Raw genomic sequence first — 19328 nt, 5'->3', positions numbered from 1 at the left:
CCCCCCGGGCAGAATCCGTACCGGCGGCTGTGGTCGCGGAAGATCGGGGTCCTCAGGCATGCAGCACGGCAAGTACCGCTTTATCGTGGGGTTTCTCTCCGTGCCCCTCGCGCTCTATCTGCTCTTCGTGGTCTGGCCCTTCATCCAGGCGATCTACTACTCGTTCACCGACTGGACGGGGCTCAGCCCGGATTTCTCCATGGTGGGCTTCAGGAACTACACCAAGCTCTTCCAGGACGACACCTTCCTGGCGTCGCTCGGGCACAGCCTGCTGTTCATGCTGCTGCTGCCGCTGATCACGCTCGCCATCGCGCTGTTCCTCTCGTACATGATCAATGTCGGCGGCCGCAAGCGGAAGAACTCGGTGGTCGGCGGAGTGCGCGGCGCCGGGCTCTACAAGGTCCTGTACTTCTTCCCGCAGGTGCTCTCCATCGCGATCGTCGCGCTGCTCTTCCAGTTCGCCTACAACCCGCGCAGCGGGGCGCTCAGCGCGGCGCTCGACGCGGTCGGCCTGGATTCCCTCAACAGGAACTGGCTCGGCGACCCCGAAACGGCCCTGTGGTGCGTGATGGCCGTGCTGGTGTGGAGCACCGTCGGATTCTTCGTGGTGCTCTTCTCCGCCGGAATGACCTCGATTCCCAAGGACTTCTACGAGGCGGCGCTGCTGGACGGCGCGAACCGGATCACCACCTTCTTCCGGATCACCCTGCCGCTGCTCTGGGACACCGTGCAGTCCGGCTGGATCTACATGGGCATCCTGGTGCTCGGCGCCGAGGGCTTCGCGGTGGTGCAGATCATGACGGTCGGGCCCGGCGGACCCGATGACTCCACCACGGTGCTGCCGCTGTACGTCTACCAGAAGGCGTTCCGCGACGGTCAGGCCGGCTATGCCACCACCGTCGGCGTCGCGCTGCTCCTGATCACCCTGGCCTTCGCGGCCCTCGTTCTCAAGCTCGGACGCCGCGAGCGGCTGGAGTACTCCTGATGAAGACCACCGACACCACGCAGGACGCCGGGGCCCCCGGCGGCGCGGGCTCCTCCATACCCCCGGGCTCTCCGGCCGAGGCGCCGCCCGGCAAGGACGACGTGCGCAAGAAGGAGGGCGGGGTCCTCAACGTCTTCTCGCACGGGATGCTCATCCTGTGGGCGTTCATGGTCACCCTGCCGCTGATCTGGGCGGTGATGACCTCCTTCAAGGACGACAAGTCCATCTTCACCTCGCCCTGGTCGCTGCCGGACAAGCTCCACTTCGAGAACTGGAGCCGCGCCTGGTCCCAGGCGCACATGAGCGACTACTTCCTCAACACCATCCTGGTGGTGGGCTGTTCGCTCGTCGGCACCCTGGTGCTGGGGTCGATGGTCGCGTACGTGCTGGCGCGCTTCGACTTCCCCGGGAACCGCTTCCTCTACTTCCTGTTCATCGGCGGCATGAGCTTCCCGGTGATGCTGGCGCTGGTGCCGCTGTTCTACGTGCTCAGCAACATGGGCATGCTGAACACCTTCCACGGCCTGGTGCTGGTCTACATCGCGTACTCGCTGCCCTTCACGGTCTTCTTCCTGACCGCGTTCTTCCGCACGCTGCCGAGCACCGTCGCCGAGGCCGCCTTCATCGACGGCGCCTCGCACACCAGGACCTTCTTCCAGGTCATGCTGCCGATGGCGAAGCCGGGGCTGATCAGCGTCGGCATCTTCAACTTCCTCGGCCAGTGGAACCAGTACATGCTGCCGACGGTCCTCAACACCCAGAGCGACCACAAGGTGCTGGCACAGGGCCTGGTCGAACTCGCCGTCAGCCAGGGCTACAAGGGCGACTGGTCGGGGCTCTTCGCGGGCCTGGTGATGGCGATGCTGCCGGTGCTCGCCGCGTACATCATCTTCCAGCGCCAGGTGGTGGCCGGGCTCACGGCGGGCGCGGTGAAGTAGCCGGACGGCGCACCGGCCGCCGCGCGCTCCGAACCGCGGCGCGCTCCGAACCGCTGGGCGGCCCCGGATTCCCGGGGCCGCCCGTCCGCGTGCGCTCACCCTCCGTAGAATCGGTCACATCTGAGCGCGGCCGCCGCCAGGTGCCGATGAAGGACTTGACGGGGGATAACCGCTCGGGCTCTGCTTAGAGTTCATATGTTGGAAACGGGTCGTATCCCGAAGACGTGGTGCGGCCGACGTGCCGGCGGTCGTGCCGGCCGTCGAGGCGGGAGTGTTGTCAGTGGTGGAGACACCGGGTTCGCAGTCCTCGCTGCACCGGGCGAATCTCGAACGGGTCGTGCGCGCCGTACGGATGGCCGGTTCGCTCACACAGGCCGAGATCGCGCGCACCACGGGCCTCTCGGCCGCGACCGTCTCCAACATCGTGCGGGAGCTGAAGGACGGCGGAACGGTCCAGGTCACCCCCACCTCCTCGGGCGGCCGCAGAGCACGCGCGGTCTCGCTGAGCGGGGACGCGGGCGCCGTGGTCGGGGTCGACTTCGGGCACTCCCACCTGCGCGTGGCGGTCGGCAACCTGGCGCACCAGGTCCTCGCCGAGGAGGCCGAGCCGATCGACGTGGACGCGTCGGCGGCCGAGGGCTTCGACCGCGCGGAACAGCTCGTACAGCGCCTCATCGAGGCCACCGGCATCCCGCGCGAGAAGCTGATCGGCGTCGGCCTGGGCGTGCCGGGCCCGATCGACGTGGCCTCGGGCGCGCTGGGCTCCACCGCGATCCTGCCGGGCTGGGCGGGCATCAACCCGCGCGAGGAGCTGGCCTCGCGCCTGGGCGTCCCGGTGTACGTGGACAACGACGCCAACCTCGGCGCGCTGGGCGAGCAGGTGTGGGGCGCCGGCGGCGGCTCGGCCGACCTGGCGTACATCAAGGTCGCCAGCGGCGTGGGCGCCGGGCTGGTCGTGAACGGCCAGATCTACCGCGGGCCCGGCGGTACGGCGGGCGAGATCGGGCACATCACGCTGGACGAGTCGGGCCCCGTGTGCCGCTGCGGCAACCGCGGCTGCCTGGAGACCTTCACCGCGGCCCGCTATGTGCTGCCGCTGCTGCACTCCAGTCACGGCACGGATCTGACCATGGCCAAGGTGGTGCAGCTCGCGGGGGAGGGCGACCCGGGCTGCCGGCGCGTGATCGCCGACATAGGGCGCAACATCGGCAGCGGCGTGGCCAGCCTCTGCAACCTTCTCAACCCGTCCCGCGTGGTGCTCGGCGGCGACCTCGCCGAGGCCGGTGACCTGGTCCTGGACCCCGTGCGCGATTCGGTCGCGCGCTATGCGATCCCCAGCGCCGCGCGGCAGTTGGCGGTCGTCCCCGGCACCCTCGGGGGCCGCGCCGAGGTGCTGGGCGCGCTGGCGCTGGTGCTCAGCGAGATGGGCGACGCCTCGCTGCTGGACGCGGTGGCCTCGGCGGGGGAGGGCGAGCCCGTCGGCGACGCGGGGGCCGACTCCGCCGGTACGGGGGCCCGTTCGGGCACCGCGGCGGACAACGGCAGCGGAGGGTCCGCGGGGCCGGGCGGCGAGGAGCCGGTGGCGGCCACGCGGGTGTGAGGAGGGGCGGCGCCGCAACTGTGGGGCGGCGCCTGGAAGTTGGCGCTTCGGGCCGGGGTTCGGCCCGCGGTTCGGCTCGCGGCGGTGTTCGCCGTTCCCTCGGCGACCCCTTCGCCGTTCCCTTCAACGTTCCGATTGCTAACGCATGGCATCGTTGCCATCTCGTTAAGGATTAACTTCTTGACGGTTGCCCTCCGTGCGAGTTGGCTTCCCGTCATCTCGGCCGCAACGGCGCGGCCCCATCACGGAGGTGAATCCTCGTGCAGGCAATCCTCAGGAAGACCCGGGTGCGTCGCGTCGTCGTCTCAGCGGCCGCGCTCTCCCTGGCCGCCGTCTCCCTCGCCGGCTGCGGCAAGGCCGGCGGCGGCAACGGCGGCAGCGGTGGCGGTGACGACAAGACCATCGGGCTGCTGCTCCCGGAGAACAAGACCACGCGCTACGAGACCTTCGACCGTCCGTACATGGAGAAGAAGATCAAGGCGCTGTGCTCGGACTGCACGGTGAAGTACAACAACGCGACGCAGGACGCCGAGACGCAGAAGAAGCAGTTCGACGCGCTGATCACACAGGGCGTCAAGGTGATCATCCTGGACGCCGTGGACGCGCAGGCCACCAGGTCGTGGGTGGACCAGGCGGCCAAGAAGGGCGTGAAGGTCGTCGCGTACGACCGTCTCGCCGAGGGTGATATATCGGCGTATGTCTCCTACGACAACGAGAAGATCGGCCGCCTCCAGGGCGAGGCGCTGGTCGAGGCGCTCGGGAGCAAGGCCAAGAGCAGCCGGGTCGTGATGATCAACGGTTCGCCGACCGACCCGAACGCGCCGCTCTTCAAGAAGGGCGCGCACAGCGTGCTGGACAAGGGCGTCCAGAAGATCGTCTACGAGCAGGACATCCCGGACTGGTCGCCCGACCAGGCCAACCAGAAGATGAACGCCGCGATCACCAAGCTCGGCAAGAGCGGCTTCGACGGGGTCTACTCGGCGAACGACGGCATGGCGGGCGGCATCTCCACCGCGATGAAGAAGGGCGGCGTGAAGAACGTGCCGCTCGGCGGCCAGGACGCCGAACTCGCGGGCCTCCAGCGGATCGTGAGCGGCGACCAGAGCTTCACGATCTACAAGGCGATCAAGCCGGAGGCGGAGACCACGGCGGAGATCGCGGTCAACCTGCTCAAGGGCAAGAAGACCGACTCGCTGACTCCGAAGACGGTGGACAGCAAGAGCAAGAAGGGCATCCCCGCCCAGCTCTACAGCGCCAAGATCGTGACCAAGGACAACATCAAGGACACGATCATCAAGGACAAGGTCTACAAGGCCGGCCAGATCTGCACGGCGAACTTCGCCAAGGACTGCGCGGCAGTGGGCTTGCGCTGACGCCGACGTATCCGCCGGAAAACAACGATCGGAGCAGGCCAAGTGCCCAACGAACCCGTGTTGGCGCTGCGTGGCATATCGAAGCGGTTCGGTGCCGTGCAGGCGCTCACCAATGTGGATCTCGAGGTCAGCGGCGGCGAGGTGCTCGCGCTCGTCGGCGACAACGGCGCGGGCAAGTCCACGCTGGTGAAGACCGTCGCGGGGGTGCACCCCATCGACGGCGGCGCGATCGAGTGGGAGGGCGCGCCGGTCACGGTCCACCGCCCGCACGACGCGCAGGAGTTGGGGATCGCGACCGTCTACCAGGACCTCGCGCTCTGCGACAACCTGGACGTGGTCGCGAACCTCTTCCTCGGCAGCGAGCTGCGCGGCGCGAAGGGCGCCCGCGGCGTGGTCCTCAACGAGATCGCCATGGAGAAGCGGGCCAAGGAGCTGCTGGACACGCTGTCCATCCGCATCCCCAGCGTGCGCATCCCCGTCGCCTCGCTGTCCGGCGGGCAGCGGCAGGTGGTGGCCATCGCCCGCGCCCTCATCGGCGACCCGAAGGTGGTCATCCTCGACGAGCCCACCGCCGCGCTCGGCGTCGAGCAGACCGCGCAGGTCCTCGACCTGGTGGAGCGGCTGCGGGAGCGCGGCCTCGCGGTCATCCTCATCAGCCACAACATGGCCGACGTGCAGGCCGTCGCCGACCGCGTCGCGGTGCTGCGGCTCGGCAGGAACAACGGGGTCTTCCCGGTCGCGGAGACCTCGCACGAGACCATCGTCGCCGCGATCACCGGAGCCTCCGACAACGCGGTGACCCGGCGCCGGGCCCGTACCGGAGAGGCGAACACGGAGGGGTCGAAGTGAGCGAGACCGTCGACAAGGCAGGCGGCCCGCCGGCGCCGGGCAACGGCGCCCCGGAGGTCGTCGACCCGCGCCTCCTCGTACGCGAGCAGGGATTCGCGGGCTATGCGCGGGACTTCGCGCGGCGGGTGCGCGGCGGCGAGCTGGGTTCGCTGCCGGTCATCCTCGGCCTGATCGTCATCGCCGTGGTCTTCCAGTCGCTGAACTCCAGCTTCCTGTCAGCGGGAAGCCTCAGCGACATCGGCGTCTACATCGCCGGTACGGGGATCATGGCCACCGGCATCGTGTTCGTGCTGCTGCTCGGCGAGATCGACCTGTCGGTCGGCTCGGTGGCCGGCGTGGGCGCCGCGGTGTGGGCGGTGCTGAGCGTCACCCACGGGGTGAGCGACGGGCTGTCCGTGGTGATCGCGGTGCTGGCGGGGCTCGCCATCGGCGCGCTGCACGGCTTCTTCTTCGCCAAGGTCGGGGTGCCGGCCTTCGTGGTCACGCTGGCCGGCTTCCTCGGCTGGAGCGGCCTGCAGATCTACCTGATGGGCGAGGAGGGCAGCATCAACACGCCCTCCGGCAGCCTCGTGGAGAACCTCACCGGCTACTACTTCGAGGACGTCGCCGCCGCGTACGGCCTCGCGCTGGTCGCCGTGCTGGCCTACGGCGGCGTCCAACTGGTGGACGCCAGGCGCCGGGTCGCCGCGCGGCTGCCGTCCCGGCCGATGAGCGAGATCCTGCTGCGTACGGGGGCCGTGGCGGTGGTGTCCTTCGCGGTGGCCGTGGTGCTGAACCAGTACCGCGGGCTGCCGCTGGCGCTGGTCCTCTTCCTCGCGGTGCTGGTGGTCGCGGACTACGTGGTGCGGCGTACGACGTACGGGCGGCAGATCTTCGCGGTGGGCGGCAACGCGGAGGCGGCGCGGCGCGCGGGCATCAACGTGGAGCGCGTGCGCATCACGGTGTTCGCCATCGCGGGGATGCTCGCCGCGTTCGGCGGGCTGTTCATCGCCAGCCTCTCCGGCGGCGCGAACAAGAGCCTCGGTGCCGGGAACACCCTGATGAACGTGATCGCCGCCGCGGTGATCGGCGGCACGAGCCTGTTCGGGGGACGCGGCAAGATCTGGTCGGCGCTGCTGGGCATCCTGGTGATCCAGTCCATCCAGCAGGGCCTCAACCTGCTGGGCATGGCCAGCGAGATCCAGTACATGATCACCGGCGCGGTCCTGCTGGCAGCGGTCGTGATCGACTCGGTGTCGCGCAGGACGCAGAAGACGGCCGGGCGCACGTAGTTCCGCTGCCGCGGTGGGCCGATGTGCGGTGTGGCCGGCGCTCTGACCGCCGGTCCGGTGGGTGCGTGGTTGCTTTCCGCCGCGGCGGATACGTGGGTGGTTGCTTTCCGCCTGTGCCTCACGGGGCTGCCTGCGACGCTCAGCGCCTCCGGCAGCCCCTTGCCTCCGCTGCGGCGGAGGGTCGCGTTCCGCGTGCGCCCGGAGCGCACCGCTGTGGCTGTGCTTCCGCGCGGCGACCCGCTGCGCCGTGGCGATGGCGCCGTACCCCCTCTCCCGCCGCAGCGGCGGGTGCGTACGGCGGTGGCGGCCGGCGGTGGCGGCGTGGCCTGCGGTGGGCAGGGATAGCGGGGCCGGAACCGTCGTGGGGAACCGCAGGAGGCGATGCGGAGGTCCAGCCGTAGGAGGGGGTCACTTCGCGGGAGACAGCGCCCGGCCGGGGTGACTCAGATCGCACCGCCGGATCACCCTCCCCGCCCCGGGAACATTAGACTCGGCGGAATCGGCACTGCCCGAACAGCACAGCTCGACAGCAAGGAGGCACCTGTGCAGAAGGGGCCGCGCGCAGCGCGTCCGTCCGGCGATGCGGAGACCGGTGAGCGGCGCACGCTGCTCAGCCGCATCGCGGGCCCGCGCGATCTCGACCGGCTGAGCCAGGAGGAGCTGGAGCAGCTGGCACGGGAGATCCGGACCTTCCTCATCGAGTCGGTCTCCAAGACCGGAGGACACCTGGGCCCCAATCTGGGCGTGGTCGAGCTCACCCTCGCCCTGCACCGGGTCTTCCACTCCCCGCAGGACAAGGTGCTCTTCGACACCGGCCACCAGAGTTACGTGCACAAGCTGCTCACGGGCCGCCAGGACTTCACGGGGCTCCGCACGAAGGGCGGCCTCTCCGGCTACCCCTCGCGGGCCGAGTCCGAGCACGACGTGATCGAGAACAGCCACGCCTCGACCGTCCTGGGCTGGGCCGACGGCCTGGCCAAGGCCAACGAGGTGCGCAAGAAGGACGACCACGTGGTCGCCGTGATCGGCGACGGCGCGCTCACCGGCGGCATGGCCTGGGAGGCGCTGAACAACATCGCCGCGGCCAAGGACCGCCCGCTGGTCATCGTCGTGAACGACAACGAGCGCTCGTACTCGCCCACGATCGGCGGCCTGGCCAACCACCTCGCCACCCTGCGCACGACCAACGGCTACGAGCGCTTCCTCGCCCGCGGCAAGGAGGTGCTCAACCGCACCCCGGTCGTCGGCAGGCCGCTGTACGACACCCTGCACGGCGCCAAGAAGGGCCTGAAGGACTTCATCTCGCCGCAGGGCATGTTCGAGGACCTCGGCCTGAAGTACGTGGGCCCGATCGACGGCCACGACAGCGAGGCCCTGGAGTCGGCGCTCCAGCGCGCCAAGCGCTTCGGCGGCCCGGTCATCGTGCACTGCCTCACCGAGAAGGGCCACGGCTATCAGCCGGCCCGCCAGCACGAGGCCGACCAGATGCACGCCGTCGGCGTCATCCACCCGGACACCGGCCTGCCGGTGAAGTCCTCGGGCGCCGACTGGACCTCGGTGTTCGGCGAGGAGATGGTCAAGCTCGGCCGCGAGCGCGAGGACATCGTGGCCATCACGGCGGCGATGATGCGCCCGGTGGGGCTGCACGCGTTCGCGCAGGAGTTCCCCGACCGGGTCTACGACGTGGGCATCGCCGAGCAGCACGGCGCGGTCTCCGCCGCCGGGCTCGCCACCGGCGGCCTGCACCCGGTGTTCGCGGTGTACGCCACGTTCCTCAACCGGGCATTCGACCAGGTGCTGATGGACGTCGCCCTGCACAAGTGCGGCGTCACCTTCGTACTCGACCGTGCCGGCATCACCGGCTCCGACGGCGCCTCGCACAACGGCATGTGGGACATGTCGGTGCTGCAGTGCGTGCCGGGGCTGCGGATCGCCGCGCCGCGTGACGCCGACCAGGTGCGGGCCCAGCTCCGCGAGGCGGTGCAGGTGGACGACGCGCCGACCGTCGTCCGCTATTCGAAGGGCGCGGTCGGCCAGCCGGTCGCCGCCGTCGGGCGCGTGGGCGGCATGGACGTCCTCCGCGAGGCCGGTGAGCAGCGCCCCGACGTGCTGCTGGTCTCGGTCGGCGCGCTGGCGCCGATGTGCCTGGAGGTGGCCGAGCTGCTGGAGAAGCAGGGCATCTCGACCACGGTGGTGGACCCGCGCTGGGTCAAACCCGTGGACGAGGCCCTGGCGCCGCTGGCCGACGAGCACCGCGTGGTCGTCACGGTGGAGGACAACAGCCGCGCGGGCGGCGTCGGTTCGGCCGTCGCGCAGGCGCTGCGCGACGCGGGCGTGGACGTGCCGCTGCGGGACTTCGGCATCCCGGAGCGCTTCCTCGACCACGCCTCGGTCTCCGAGATCAAGGCCGAGATCGGGCTCACCGCGCCGGACATCGCACGTCAGGTGACGGGCCTGGTGGCCCGCATCGACGGACGGTACGACGACGAGCACGCCCCCGGTGCCCCGGAGGCCGCGCGCGACTGAGCGGAGCCTTCTCGGTAGGCGGAGTCATTGAGGCAGGCAGAGCCTTCGAGTCAGCCTTCGAGGCCGTGTGATTGCGGCCCCGTGTCCGAAAGACGGACAGCGCGTCCGTCTTTCGGTGGCTGAGATCTACTCTGTGCCACAGCCCCCGGCCGGGCCGGACCACCCCAGCGGTGTCCGGCCCGGCCGACGTGTGTGCGGCCGCGCCGGTCGCGTCGCACGAGTCGCTTCCCCTCGAGGGGGTAGCCTCCGGGGCGTCCATGGATCAATTCCGGCCAACCGGCCAGCGGACAAGTGGTGCACGGAGGACTGCCGATGAGCACAGTGCAGAGAGGACCGGAGCGCAGAGGCGGAGGTCTCTTCGCGACGAAATCCGTCGAGCAGTCGATCCAGGACACCGACGAGCCGGGCACCCGGCTGAGGAAGTCGCTCAGCGCCTTCGACCTGATGATCTACGGCGTCGGCATCGTCATCGGCACCGGCATCTTCGTGGTCACCGGCACCGTCGCGAAGCAGTACGCGGGCCCGGCCGTCGCGCTCTCCTTCGTCGTCGCCGCGGTCGTGTGCGGCCTCGCGGCCATGTGCTACGCCGAGTTCGCCTCCACCGTGCCGGTGGCCGGATCGGCGTACACCTTCTCCTACGCCTCGCTCGGCGAGCTGCCCGCCTGGATCATCGGCTGGGACCTGGTGCTCGAACTCGCCCTGGGCGCCTCGACGGTGGCCGGCGGCTGGTCGCAGTACATCGTCCAGCTCCTCGACAGCATCGGCATCACGGTGCCGGCGGCCCTCACGCACGGCGGCGACGGCTTCGGCTTCGACGTGTTCGCGGCGCTGCTCGTGCTGGTGATCACCGGCGTACTGCTGGCCGGAATGAAGCTCTCGGCGCGGGTCACCTCGGCCGTCGTCGCGGTGAAGATCACCGTGGTGCTGGTGGTCATCATCGCCGGCGCGTTCTTCATCGTCGGCGACAACTACCAGCCCTTCATCCCGCCGTCGCACGGCGTCGAGGCGGGCACCTCGGGGCTGCTGACGCCGCTGTCCCAGGAGCTGTTCGGCTTCACGCCCTCGCAGTTCGGCATCATGGGCATCTTCTCCGCCGCAGCCGTCGTCTTCTTCGCGTTCATCGGCTTCGACATCGTCGCCACCGCGGCCGAGGAGACCAAGAAGCCCCAACGGGACATGCCCCGCGGCATCTTCGGCTCCCTCGCGATCTGCACCGCGCTGTACGTGGCCGTCTCGCTGGTCGTCACCGGCATGCGGAAGTACAGCGAACTCGACGACGCGGCCCCGCTGGCCTCCGCCTTCAAGGCCGTCGGGCAGGACTTCTTCTCCGGGCTCATCTCCTTCGGCGCGGCCGTCGGCCTCACCTCCGTGGTGATGCTGCTGCTCCTCGGCCAGACCCGGGTGTTCTTCGCGATGAGCCGGGACGGGCTGCTGCCCCGCGCCTTCTCCAAGGTGCACCCCAGGTTCGGCACCCCGTACCGCACCACGATCCTGCTCGGCGTCGTCGTCGCGCTGATCGCAGGCTTCTTCTCGGTGACCGAGCTGACCGAGATGGTCAACATCGGCACCCTGTTCGCCTTCGTGGTCGTCTCGCTCGGCGTGATCATCCTGCGCCGCACCCGTCCCGAACTGCCGCGCGCCTTCCGTACGCCGTGGGTGCCCGTGGTGCCGATCCTCTCGGTGCTGGCCTGCCTGTGGCTGATGCTCAACCTGAGCATCGAGACGTGGCTGCGGTTCGGCGCGTGGATGGTGCTGGGCGTGATCGTGTACTTCGCGTACGGCCGCCGCAACAGCCGGCTGCGCCAGCGCCGTGCGGAGCAGGTGACCGAGGGCTGAGTACCGGGGGCCCGTGCTGAGGGCTCCCTTTCGTCCGCTTTGCGACGGCGGGGCGTATAGGTTGGCGGCATGCCGTCGCCTTCCGCCCCGTCGTCGTCTGCGTACGCCGCATCGCGCCCGTCCCCCTCGCGCGGGGGCGGGCGCGGCGTCGTGTCCGGCGGGCGCGCGGGCTACTGGCCGCGGCTGCTCCCCGTCCTCGCGGCGCTCGCCGTGCTGACCCGGCTGCCCTCCTTCGCGCGGCCCGTCTGGAACCCGGACGAGGGCTTCCTCGCCACCCAGGCGCGCATGCTCGCCGGCGGCGGCAGGCTCTACGACACGGTCGTGGACCGCAAGCCGCCGCTCGTCCCGTGGCTCTACCAGGGCGCGTTCGCCCTCTTCGGCGACGGCTCGCTGTGGCCGCTGCGGGTGGCCGCGGTGCTCGCCGTGCTGGCCGGCGCCGCGCTCGCCGCCTCGCTGGCGCGCCGCCGCTGGGGCGAGCGCGCGGGGGCCGTCGCCGGAGTGCTGTACGTCCTCGCCTCGGTGGGGCTCAATCCGGAGGACACCCAGGCCGCGACGTTCGAGGTCTTCATGCTGCCGTGGACGGTGGCGGCGGTGTGGTGCGCGGACCGCGGACGTTGGCTGTTCGCGGGGCTGTCCGTGGCGGGCGCGATGCTGTGCAAGCAGACCGGGGGAGCGGTGCTGTTGCCGGTGCTGTTCCTGCTGTGGCGCGACAGGGCCGGGTGGTGGGCGCTGTTGCGCGCGCTGGTCGGCGCCGCCGCGCCGGTGGTGGCGTGCGCGGTGGCCTTCGGGCCTGGGCGGTTCGTGTACTGGCTGGCGACCGGTTCCGGGGCGTACGCCTCCGTGGCGGGCGCCGGGATGCGGGCGCTGACCCGCGGCCTGGGCAGCACCGGGATCCTGCTGCTGGCCTGCGCGCCGTTCGTGCTGGCGCTGCTGTACGCGGGGGTGGCGCGGCGCGAGGGGGCGCTGCGGGGGACGGCCGACCTGTGGGTGTGGCTGGGGAGTTCGGTGCTGGGTGTGCTGGTGGGGTTCCAGTTCTACGGCCACTATTTCCTGCAACTGGTGCCGCCGCTGGCCCTGCTGGGGGCGGCCGCGCTGTGCGCGTTGCGGCCGCGGACCGCTGTTGTGGCCGTTGCCGCGACGGGGGTGCTGTGCGCCGGGTATGTGGGGTGGGGTTACGTCGCCGAGCGCGCCGAGCTGGATCATGCGCGGCGGGTGGCGGCGGCGGTCCGCTCCCATGCGTCGCCCCCTGAATCGGTGCTGTTGTGGGGCATGCACCCCGAGGGCTATTGGTTCGCCGACAGGGCCCCGGCCTCGCGCTATCTGACCGCGGGTTTCCTGACGAACTTCAGCGGTGGGCGGGGCGGAGTGCGGGTCGGCGAGCAGTACGCGATGGACGGCGCGTGGGCGCATTTCCGGGGGGAGTTGGCGCGCGAGCGGCCCGCCGTGATCGTGGACGACGCGCGGGGGGCGGAGTACGGGGTGCCGCGCACGCCGACGTTGCGCGCTTACGTGGCGCGGCACTATGTGCGCGCGGGCACGGTCGATGGAGCGGTGCTGTACGTGCCGCGGCGATAGGCCCGATGGGTGCGGCCCGGGCGGGGTGGCGGTCCGCTGTGCCCACACTCCCCACGGCGCGAATCGTCCAACTAGAGGTCTAGACAACGGACTTGCCCTCCGGGTCTACTGAGCCGCGTTGCGTGCCGAGACGAGGAGGTGTCGGGAGTGACCCCTGCGCTGGGACGGCGCCGATTCCTGGCCGCGGCCGGGGCCGCGGCCACCACCACGGCGCTCGGCGGCTGCGCCGGCCTCACCGGCGGCTACGCGCCCGACGGCCTCGTCGTGCACTCGCAGCTCGGCGGCAACGCACCGGGCGCCCCCGCCTGGGCGCGGGCCTCCGACGCCTTCCGGCGGCAGAACCCGCACATGCCGCTGAAGGTCCTCACCAACGCGGACGACCTCCAACAGGTCTACGAGACCGCCAAGCTGGCCGGCAAGGAAGCCGACGTCGTGCTGGTCAACCTCTGGGACAAGGCGCTCGCCTGGACCGACGTCGGCGCGACCGTCCCGGTGAACCGCTACCTCGACGCCTGGGGCCTCCGCGACCGCGTCATCGGCGCGCCCCTCCGCGAGTGGACGGACAAGCGGGGCCGCATCCAGGGCTTCCCCTTCCTGCGGACCAACTGGCCCGTGGTGTTCAACGAGAAGCTGCTGCACAGCGCGGGGGTGGCGGAGATACCCCGTACCCACGACGCCCTCATCGACGCGGCGAAGAAGCTGCGCCGCAAACGCATCACGCCCGTCGCCATCGGCGGCAACGACTGGAGCGGCCAGAAGCTGCTGCTCCAGATCATGCAGGCGTACGTACGGGCCGACGAGGCGAAGCACGTGATGGCCAGCGGCGACTTCAGCGGCTCGCCGGGCGCGCGGCGCGGCATCGAACTGTTCGTGGAGCTGCGCGACGCCGGCGTCTTCGGCGAGGACGCGCAGGGCGTCACCTCCGACCTGATGACCACCCAGGTCGCCACCGAGAAGGCCGCCTCGGCCTCGCTGATGTCCTCCGCGATGGCCAAGATCCCCAACGGTCCCGCCCGGCACATGACCGTCGGCGGCTTCCCCGTACCCGGCGACGCCGTCTACCCGAAGCCGACCATCATGCGCGCCAACGCCTCCCAGGGCATCTGGGTCAGCCCCAACGGCGAGCGGAAGATCGAGCGCGTGGAGCGGTTCGTGCGCTTCATGTACAGCGAGGAGACCGTGCGCACCTTCGTGCACGGGGGCCGCGACGTCGCCCTGCACACCGACGCGCTCAGCACCGGATTCCCGCTGGTCGCGCAGGGGCAGCGGCTCGGCGAGGGCGAGGACAGCCCGGTCAGCGAGGTGGTGTGCCCCGACATCCACATCCCCGCCGCCGTGACCCAGCCGCTCATCCAGGCCACCGGCACCGCGTTCGGCCCCGGGGCCGGCGCGCGGAAGGTCCGTACGGCCATGGAGCACGCCTACCGCAGCACCGACACCTGACGAAGCCGGACGGCCGACGCCCGACTCCCCTTACGCGCCCACCTCTTGGAGGCCGCCATGTCCACGGCATCCACGTCCGCCTCGGCGACCGCGACGACGCTCGCCCCGGACCCGCGGCATGCGGGCGGCGCGCCACCGGCCGGCGGGAGGGCGGTGCCGCGCTCGCCCACCAAGGGCCCCACGTGGCTCGCGGTGCCCGCGCTGGCCTGGTACCTGGTCTTCATGCTCGGTCCGGTGGCCGCCATCTTCGTGATCGCCTCGCTGCACTGGCCCGGCATGCTCCAGCCGCGCAGCTTCGCGGCGCTGGACAACTACCGCACGGTGCTGGCCGATCCGGTGTTCTGGCAGGCCGTGCGCAATACCGGGGTGCAGCTCGCCGTCGCGTTGCCGGTGATGCTGGTGTGCGCGTACATGCTGGCGTACTACCTCGTACAACGCCCGCCCGGGCACAGGCCGTTGCGCTATCTGCTCTTCGTGCCAGGCCTGATCTCCACGCCGGCGAAGGCGATGTTCTTCTACGCGGCGCTCTCCCCCGACGGCCTGGTCAACGGCATCCTGCGGGACCTCGGCCTGGGCTCGCTCGCGCGCGTGTGGCTGGCCGATCCGGACACGGCGCTGTACGGGATCGTCGCGCTGGACATCTGGGCGGGCATCGGCTTCACCGCCGTGCTGATCGCGGCGCGGCTCGGCAGCGTGGGGGACGAGATCGCGGAGGCGGCGCAGCTGGACGGCGCGGGGCACTGGCGCGCGATGTGGCGCATCCACTTCCCGATCGTGCGCGACTACGTCGGCGTGGTCGCGATGCTCCAGTTCCTGTGGACCCTCTTCGGCTCGGCGCAGCACGTGCTGCTGCTGACCAAGGGAGGCCCGGGCGACTCCTCCACGACGCTCGCGTATCTCGTGTACCAAAAGGCGTTCCTGCAAGCCGACTTGGGATACAGCCAGGCCGTCGGGGTGTTCCTCTTCGCCGCCGGGCTGGCCGGAATGCTGCTGATCCGCCGCGCGCTGCGGCCGAGCCACTGACCGCCGAGCCACTGACCGCCGTACGAGCCACCGAGGAGGTCCCCATGAGCACCCGCTCCGGACGGCGGCTGCGTCCCGCCTGGATACCCGCGCACCTGCTCGCCTGGGGGTACGCGGCGCTGCTCGTCGTGCCCCTCTACTACTTCCTGGTCTCCGCCTTCAAGGACAACGGGGGGATCTTCGGCAGCCCGCTGGGCCTCCCGGACGGCGCGCTCTCCGGCGGCGCGCTGAGCAACTTCACCGGCTCCTTCCGGCTCGCCGGGCTCGGCGGCGCGATCGCCAACTCCGCGCTGGTGACCGCAGGGGGACTGGTGGTGACCCTGCTGCTCGCCGTGCCCGCCTCCTTCGCGCTGGCCCGCAGCAGGGGCGCGGCCGGGCGGATCATGGAGCGGGTCTTCTCGCTGGGCTTCCTGGTGCCGACCTTCGCGGCGCTCTTCCCCACCTTCCTGCTGGCAGCGGCCACCGGCCTCTTCCACACCCGCACCTTCATGGTGCTGCTGCTCCCCGCCACCGCGATGCCGCTCTCCGTCGTCCTGCTCACCCAGTTCATGCGGGCGGTGCCGGGCGAGCTGGAGGAGGCGGCGCGGATGGACGGCGCGGGCACCTTCGCGGTGCTGCGCCACGTCTACCTGCCGGTCTGCCTGCCGGGCATCGCCGCGATCGTGCTGCTCAACTTCCTCAACTTCTGGAACGAGTACCTGTATTCGCTCATCCTCATCGGCCCCGACCCCGAGCTCCGCACCATCCAGGTGGCGCTTCCCACACTGGTCGCCACCGCCGGAACGGACTACGGACTGCTCGCGGCGGGCACGGTGATCACACTGGTGCCGGTGTTCGCCGTGTACTCGCTGCTCCAGAAGCGGATGCAGGCGGCGCTGCTGAGCGGTGCGGTCAAGATGTGAGCCCGCGCCGCGCGACCACTGAGCGCGCCCGCCGCCGGAGGACACCCGCCGCTCAACGACGAGTGAGGAGAGCTGAGCTTTCATGAAGCGCTTCAGTGACCGGCTGGCCCACGACCCCGACGTGCTGCCCTGGCTCGGCGTGAACTTCTGGTCCAGGACCGGCGGCCCGCTGATGTGGCGTTCGTACGACCCGCGCACGGTACGCGAGGAGCTGCGGGTGCTGCGCGAGCACGGGCTGAACATGACCCGCTCGTTCTTCTACTGGCCGGACTTCATGCCGACCCCGTACACCGTCGACGAGGCGCTGTGCGTGCACTTCGCCGACTTCCTGGACGCGCACCGCGAGTACGGCATGAAGACCGTGCCGACCTTCATCGTCGGCCACATGTCGGGGGAGAACTGGGACCCCTCGTGGCGGGGCGGCCGCGACCTGTACGGCGACGTGTGGATGGTGTCCCGCCAGGCGTGGTTTGCCAAGGAGATGACCCGCCGCTTCCACCGGCACCCGGCCATCACGGGCTGGCTGGTCAGCAACGAGATGCCGATCTACGGGCGGGTGCCGGGACAGGACCCGGCGCCCCGCGAACACGTCAACTCCTGGGCCGAGGCCATCGTCAACGCGGTCCGCGCCACCGGGGCCCCGCAGCCCGTCTCGCTGGGCGACGGCGCCTGGGGCATGGAGGTCATGGGCAAGGAGAACGGGTTCTCGCTGCGCGAGACCGCCGAGCTGATCGACTTCGCGGGCCCGCATGTGTACCGGATGGAGAACGACCGGATACGCCAGCACCATCGCGCCGCCTTCGAGTGCGAGCTGGCGGCCGTCGCCCGCAAGCCCGTGATCCTGGAGGAGTTCGGGCTCTCCACGGACTTCGTCTCGGAGGAGAACGCCGGGGTCTACTACCGCCAGACCCTGCACCACTCGCTCCTCGCGGGCGCCACCGGCTGGATCGCCTGGAACAACACCGACTACGACGCGCTGGCGGCGCAGCCCCCGTACGACCACCACGGCTTCGAGATGCACTTCGGCGTGACCGACACCCAGGGCCGCCCGAAGGCGCCGCTGCGCGAACTCGCCGCCTTCTCCGAGGTGCTGGAGCAGGTCGACTTCGGCAACTGCCGGCGCGCGGACAGCGACGCCGCGCTGATCGTCCCGGCCTTCCTGGAACGCGGCTTCCCCGTGGGGTACGCGGCCGACCGCCCGGTCGTCTTCGAGTCGCTGCGCCAGGGCTACACCGCGGCGCGCGAGGCGGACCTGCCGCCGGTCCTCGTACGCGAACAGGACGGGCTCCCCGAGGGCCCCGCAGCGGAGGGCGTGCGGCTCCATCTGCTGCCCTCCACGCGGCAGTTGCTCGCTCCCACCCGCCGCCACCTGGAGCGGCTGGCGCGCGGCGGGGCGACCGTCTACCTCTCGTACTGCTCCGGCGAGCAGGGCACCACCCGCGGGCCGTGGTTCCAGGACCTCAACGGGCTGTTCGGCGTGGAACTCCAGCTCTCCTACGGTCTCGCCGAGCCCATCGAGGACGACACCGTCGAGCTGACCTTCACCGAGGACTTCGGGAGCATCGCGGCGGGCGAGACGCTCCGCTTCGACCTGGGCGGCTACCGGGGGAGCGACGACAGCAGGGCCTTCCTGCCGGTCGTGCCGACCGGTTCGCGTGTGGTGGCGACCGACGGACACGGGCGCCCCGCGGTGCTCCGGCACGCGCTGGGGGAGGGGGAGACGGTGCTGTGCACGTACCCCCTGGAGTATCTGGCGGCGCGCACCCCGCGGGTCAATCCCGAGCAGACGTACCGGCTGTACGAGGCGCTCGCTGAGGTCGCGGGGGCCTCGCGCCCCGTGCGCACGGGCACCCCGCTGGTGTCGGCCGACGCCCTCGTGCACGAGGACGGCCGCCGCTTCGTGTGGCTGATCAGCCAGGCGGCCGAGCGGACGACGGTGCGCCCCGGCGTGGACGGCTCGCTGCACGAGCTCGGCACCGGCAAGGAGACGGCCGCGGTCGAGCTGGAGCCGTACGGCGTACGGGTGCTGGAGCTGCGCGGCGCCTCCGGCGGGGTGTGAGAGGGGCCTCCGGCGGGGTGTGACCGGTTCTGACCGGCTCGATCGCCGGAACCGGGGGCGGCGGGCCTGGCATCATCCCAGGCATGCAGAGTGACCTCTTCAAGGACGAGTATCTCGCCAAGGACCCGGCCGCCTCCGGGATGTCCCTCCAGAACGGCAAGTCCATCAAGTACGCCGTGAACGGGGAGTGTTACGCGCGCCAGGGCGCGATGGTCGCCTTCCGCGGGAACCTCCAGTTCGAGCGCCAGGGCCAGGGCGTCGGCGGCTACATCAAGCGCAAGGTCACCGGCGAGGGCCTGCCGCTGATGGCGGTGCGCGGGCAGGGCGAGGCGTGGTTCGCGCACGAGGCGGCGAGCTGCTTCATCGTGGACATAGCCCCCGGTGACGCGCTGAGCATCAACGGCCGCCACGTCCTGGTCTTCGACTCCTCGCTCTCCTACGACGTGAAGATGGTCAAGGGCGCGGGGATGACCGGCGGCGGCCTGTTCAACAGCGTGTTCACCGGCCAGGGCAGGCTCGGCATCACCTGCGAGGGGGAGCCGATCGTGATCCCCGTACGCCCGCAGCAGCCGGTGTACGTCGACACGGATGCGGTGGTGGGGTGGAGCGCGCAGCTCTCCCCGTCCCTGCACCGCTCGCAGAGCGTGGGCTCCATGCTGCGGGGTGGCTCGGGCGAGGCGGTCCAACTCGCCCTGGAGGGCGAGGGCTTCGTGATCGTGCGGCCCAGCGAGCTGCATCCGCAGCCGGCCGCGTCCTGAGACCTGGCCTTTGACCGCCGGTCGGGCGCGCTGTGGGTCGCCTTCCGCTGCGGCGGGATGTGGGTTGGGTGGTTGCGACGGCTTTGTGAGTTACGGGTCGGCTTACGACGCTCCGCGCCTCCAGCCGCCCCTCGCTCCCGCCTGTGGCGAACGCCGGTAGCGCTTCCTCCTCACGAGCTGTGGGCAGTCG

At 70.8% G+C, this 19328-nt stretch carries 14 protein-coding genes; all 14 read left to right on the top strand.

All coding sequences use genetic code 11. The features are described from left to right. The first annotated feature begins 58 nt into the window (after positions 1–58). The 14 genes from ABEE00_RS15510 (at position 59) to ABEE00_RS15445 (ending at position 19138) form a co-directional block, all read left to right on the top strand. On the top strand, positions 59–985 hold the full coding sequence (locus ABEE00_RS15510) for a carbohydrate ABC transporter permease (protein ID WP_345746041.1): 927 nt from the start codon (positions 59–61) through the stop codon (positions 983–985). Further along, positions 985–1923 carry a carbohydrate ABC transporter permease gene (locus ABEE00_RS15505; RefSeq protein ID WP_345746040.1) on the top strand — a complete coding sequence of 313 codons (939 nt, stop codon included), beginning with the start codon at positions 985–987 and terminating at the stop codon, positions 1921–1923. The genes ABEE00_RS15510 and ABEE00_RS15505 overlap by 1 nt, the downstream gene beginning before the upstream one ends. Before the next feature lie 283 nt (positions 1924–2206). Next, the gene (locus ABEE00_RS15500) at positions 2207–3523 is read left to right on the top strand and encodes an ROK family transcriptional regulator (protein ID WP_345746202.1); all 1317 of its coding nucleotides are present in this window, start codon (positions 2207–2209) and stop codon (positions 3521–3523) included. Between the two features lie 269 nt (positions 3524–3792). After that, entirely contained in the window at positions 3793–4896 is a 1104-nt protein-coding gene (locus ABEE00_RS15495; RefSeq protein ID WP_345746201.1) for an ABC transporter substrate-binding protein, read from the top strand. Positions 4897–4938: 42 nt separating this feature from the next. Then, positions 4939–5745 carry an ATP-binding cassette domain-containing protein gene (locus tag ABEE00_RS15490; RefSeq protein WP_345746039.1) on the top strand — a complete coding sequence of 269 codons (807 nt, stop codon included), beginning with the start codon at positions 4939–4941 and terminating at the stop codon, positions 5743–5745. Beyond that, complete coding sequence (locus ABEE00_RS15485; RefSeq protein ID WP_345746038.1) at positions 5742–7016, top strand: sugar ABC transporter permease; 1275 nt, start codon at positions 5742–5744, stop codon at positions 7014–7016. Before ABEE00_RS15490 ends, ABEE00_RS15485 begins: the two co-directional genes overlap by 4 nt. Positions 7017–7622: 606 nt before the next feature. Further along, positions 7623–9542 (top strand): 1-deoxy-D-xylulose-5-phosphate synthase, encoded by a 1920-nt coding sequence (gene dxs, locus ABEE00_RS15480; protein WP_345746200.1) that lies wholly within the window; start codon positions 7623–7625, stop codon positions 9540–9542. A gap of 312 nt (positions 9543–9854) precedes the next feature. Continuing rightward, positions 9855–11378, top strand: coding sequence for an amino acid permease (locus tag ABEE00_RS15475; RefSeq protein WP_345746037.1), 1524 nt, complete (start codon positions 9855–9857; stop codon positions 11376–11378). 69 nt (positions 11379–11447) lie between these two features. Next, the gene (locus ABEE00_RS15470) at positions 11448–12953 is read left to right on the top strand and encodes a glycosyltransferase family 39 protein (protein ID WP_345746036.1); all 1506 of its coding nucleotides are present in this window, start codon (positions 11448–11450) and stop codon (positions 12951–12953) included. A gap of 147 nt (positions 12954–13100) precedes the next feature. After that, a complete protein-coding gene (locus ABEE00_RS15465; protein WP_345746035.1) occupies positions 13101–14396 on the top strand; it encodes an ABC transporter substrate-binding protein in 1296 nt (431 codons plus the stop codon). 57 nt (positions 14397–14453) lie between these two features. Further along, the gene (locus ABEE00_RS15460) at positions 14454–15419 is read left to right on the top strand and encodes a carbohydrate ABC transporter permease (protein WP_345746034.1); all 966 of its coding nucleotides are present in this window, start codon (positions 14454–14456) and stop codon (positions 15417–15419) included. A 44-nt stretch (positions 15420–15463) separates the two neighbouring features. Continuing rightward, positions 15464–16321 (top strand): carbohydrate ABC transporter permease, encoded by an 858-nt coding sequence (locus ABEE00_RS15455; RefSeq protein ID WP_345746033.1) that lies wholly within the window; start codon positions 15464–15466, stop codon positions 16319–16321. A gap of 82 nt (positions 16322–16403) precedes the next feature. Continuing rightward, positions 16404–18380 (top strand): cellulase family glycosylhydrolase, encoded by a 1977-nt coding sequence (locus ABEE00_RS15450; RefSeq protein WP_345746032.1) that lies wholly within the window; start codon positions 16404–16406, stop codon positions 18378–18380. A gap of 83 nt (positions 18381–18463) precedes the next feature. After that, on the top strand, positions 18464–19138 hold the full coding sequence (locus ABEE00_RS15445) for an AIM24 family protein (RefSeq protein ID WP_345746031.1): 675 nt from the start codon (positions 18464–18466) through the stop codon (positions 19136–19138). Positions 19139–19328: the final 190 nt, after the last annotated feature.

This window comes from Streptomyces odontomachicola, from assembly GCF_039605595.1.
Classification (GTDB): Bacteria; Actinomycetota; Actinomycetes; order Streptomycetales; family Streptomycetaceae; genus Streptomyces.
The sequence above is the reverse complement of the archived record's forward strand: the minus strand, read 5'-3'. Positions and strand labels throughout refer to the sequence as shown.

Coding starts and splice junctions, on each gene's coding strand:
- ABEE00_RS15475 (WP_345746037.1), top strand. CDS start 9,855: ATGAGCACAGTGCAGAGAGGACCGGAGCGCAGAGGCGGAGGTCTCTTC.
- ABEE00_RS15455 (WP_345746033.1), top strand. CDS start 15,464: ATGAGCACCCGCTCCGGACGGCGGCTGCGTCCCGCCTGGATACCCGCG.
- ABEE00_RS15460 (WP_345746034.1), top strand. CDS start 14,454: ATGTCCACGGCATCCACGTCCGCCTCGGCGACCGCGACGACGCTCGCC.
- ABEE00_RS15450 (WP_345746032.1), top strand. CDS start 16,404: ATGAAGCGCTTCAGTGACCGGCTGGCCCACGACCCCGACGTGCTGCCC.
- ABEE00_RS15505 (WP_345746040.1), top strand. CDS start 985: ATGAAGACCACCGACACCACGCAGGACGCCGGGGCCCCCGGCGGCGCG.
- ABEE00_RS15510 (WP_345746041.1), top strand. CDS start 59: ATGCAGCACGGCAAGTACCGCTTTATCGTGGGGTTTCTCTCCGTGCCC.
- ABEE00_RS15470 (WP_345746036.1), top strand. CDS start 11,448: ATGCCGTCGCCTTCCGCCCCGTCGTCGTCTGCGTACGCCGCATCGCGC.
- ABEE00_RS15445 (WP_345746031.1), top strand. CDS start 18,464: ATGCAGAGTGACCTCTTCAAGGACGAGTATCTCGCCAAGGACCCGGCC.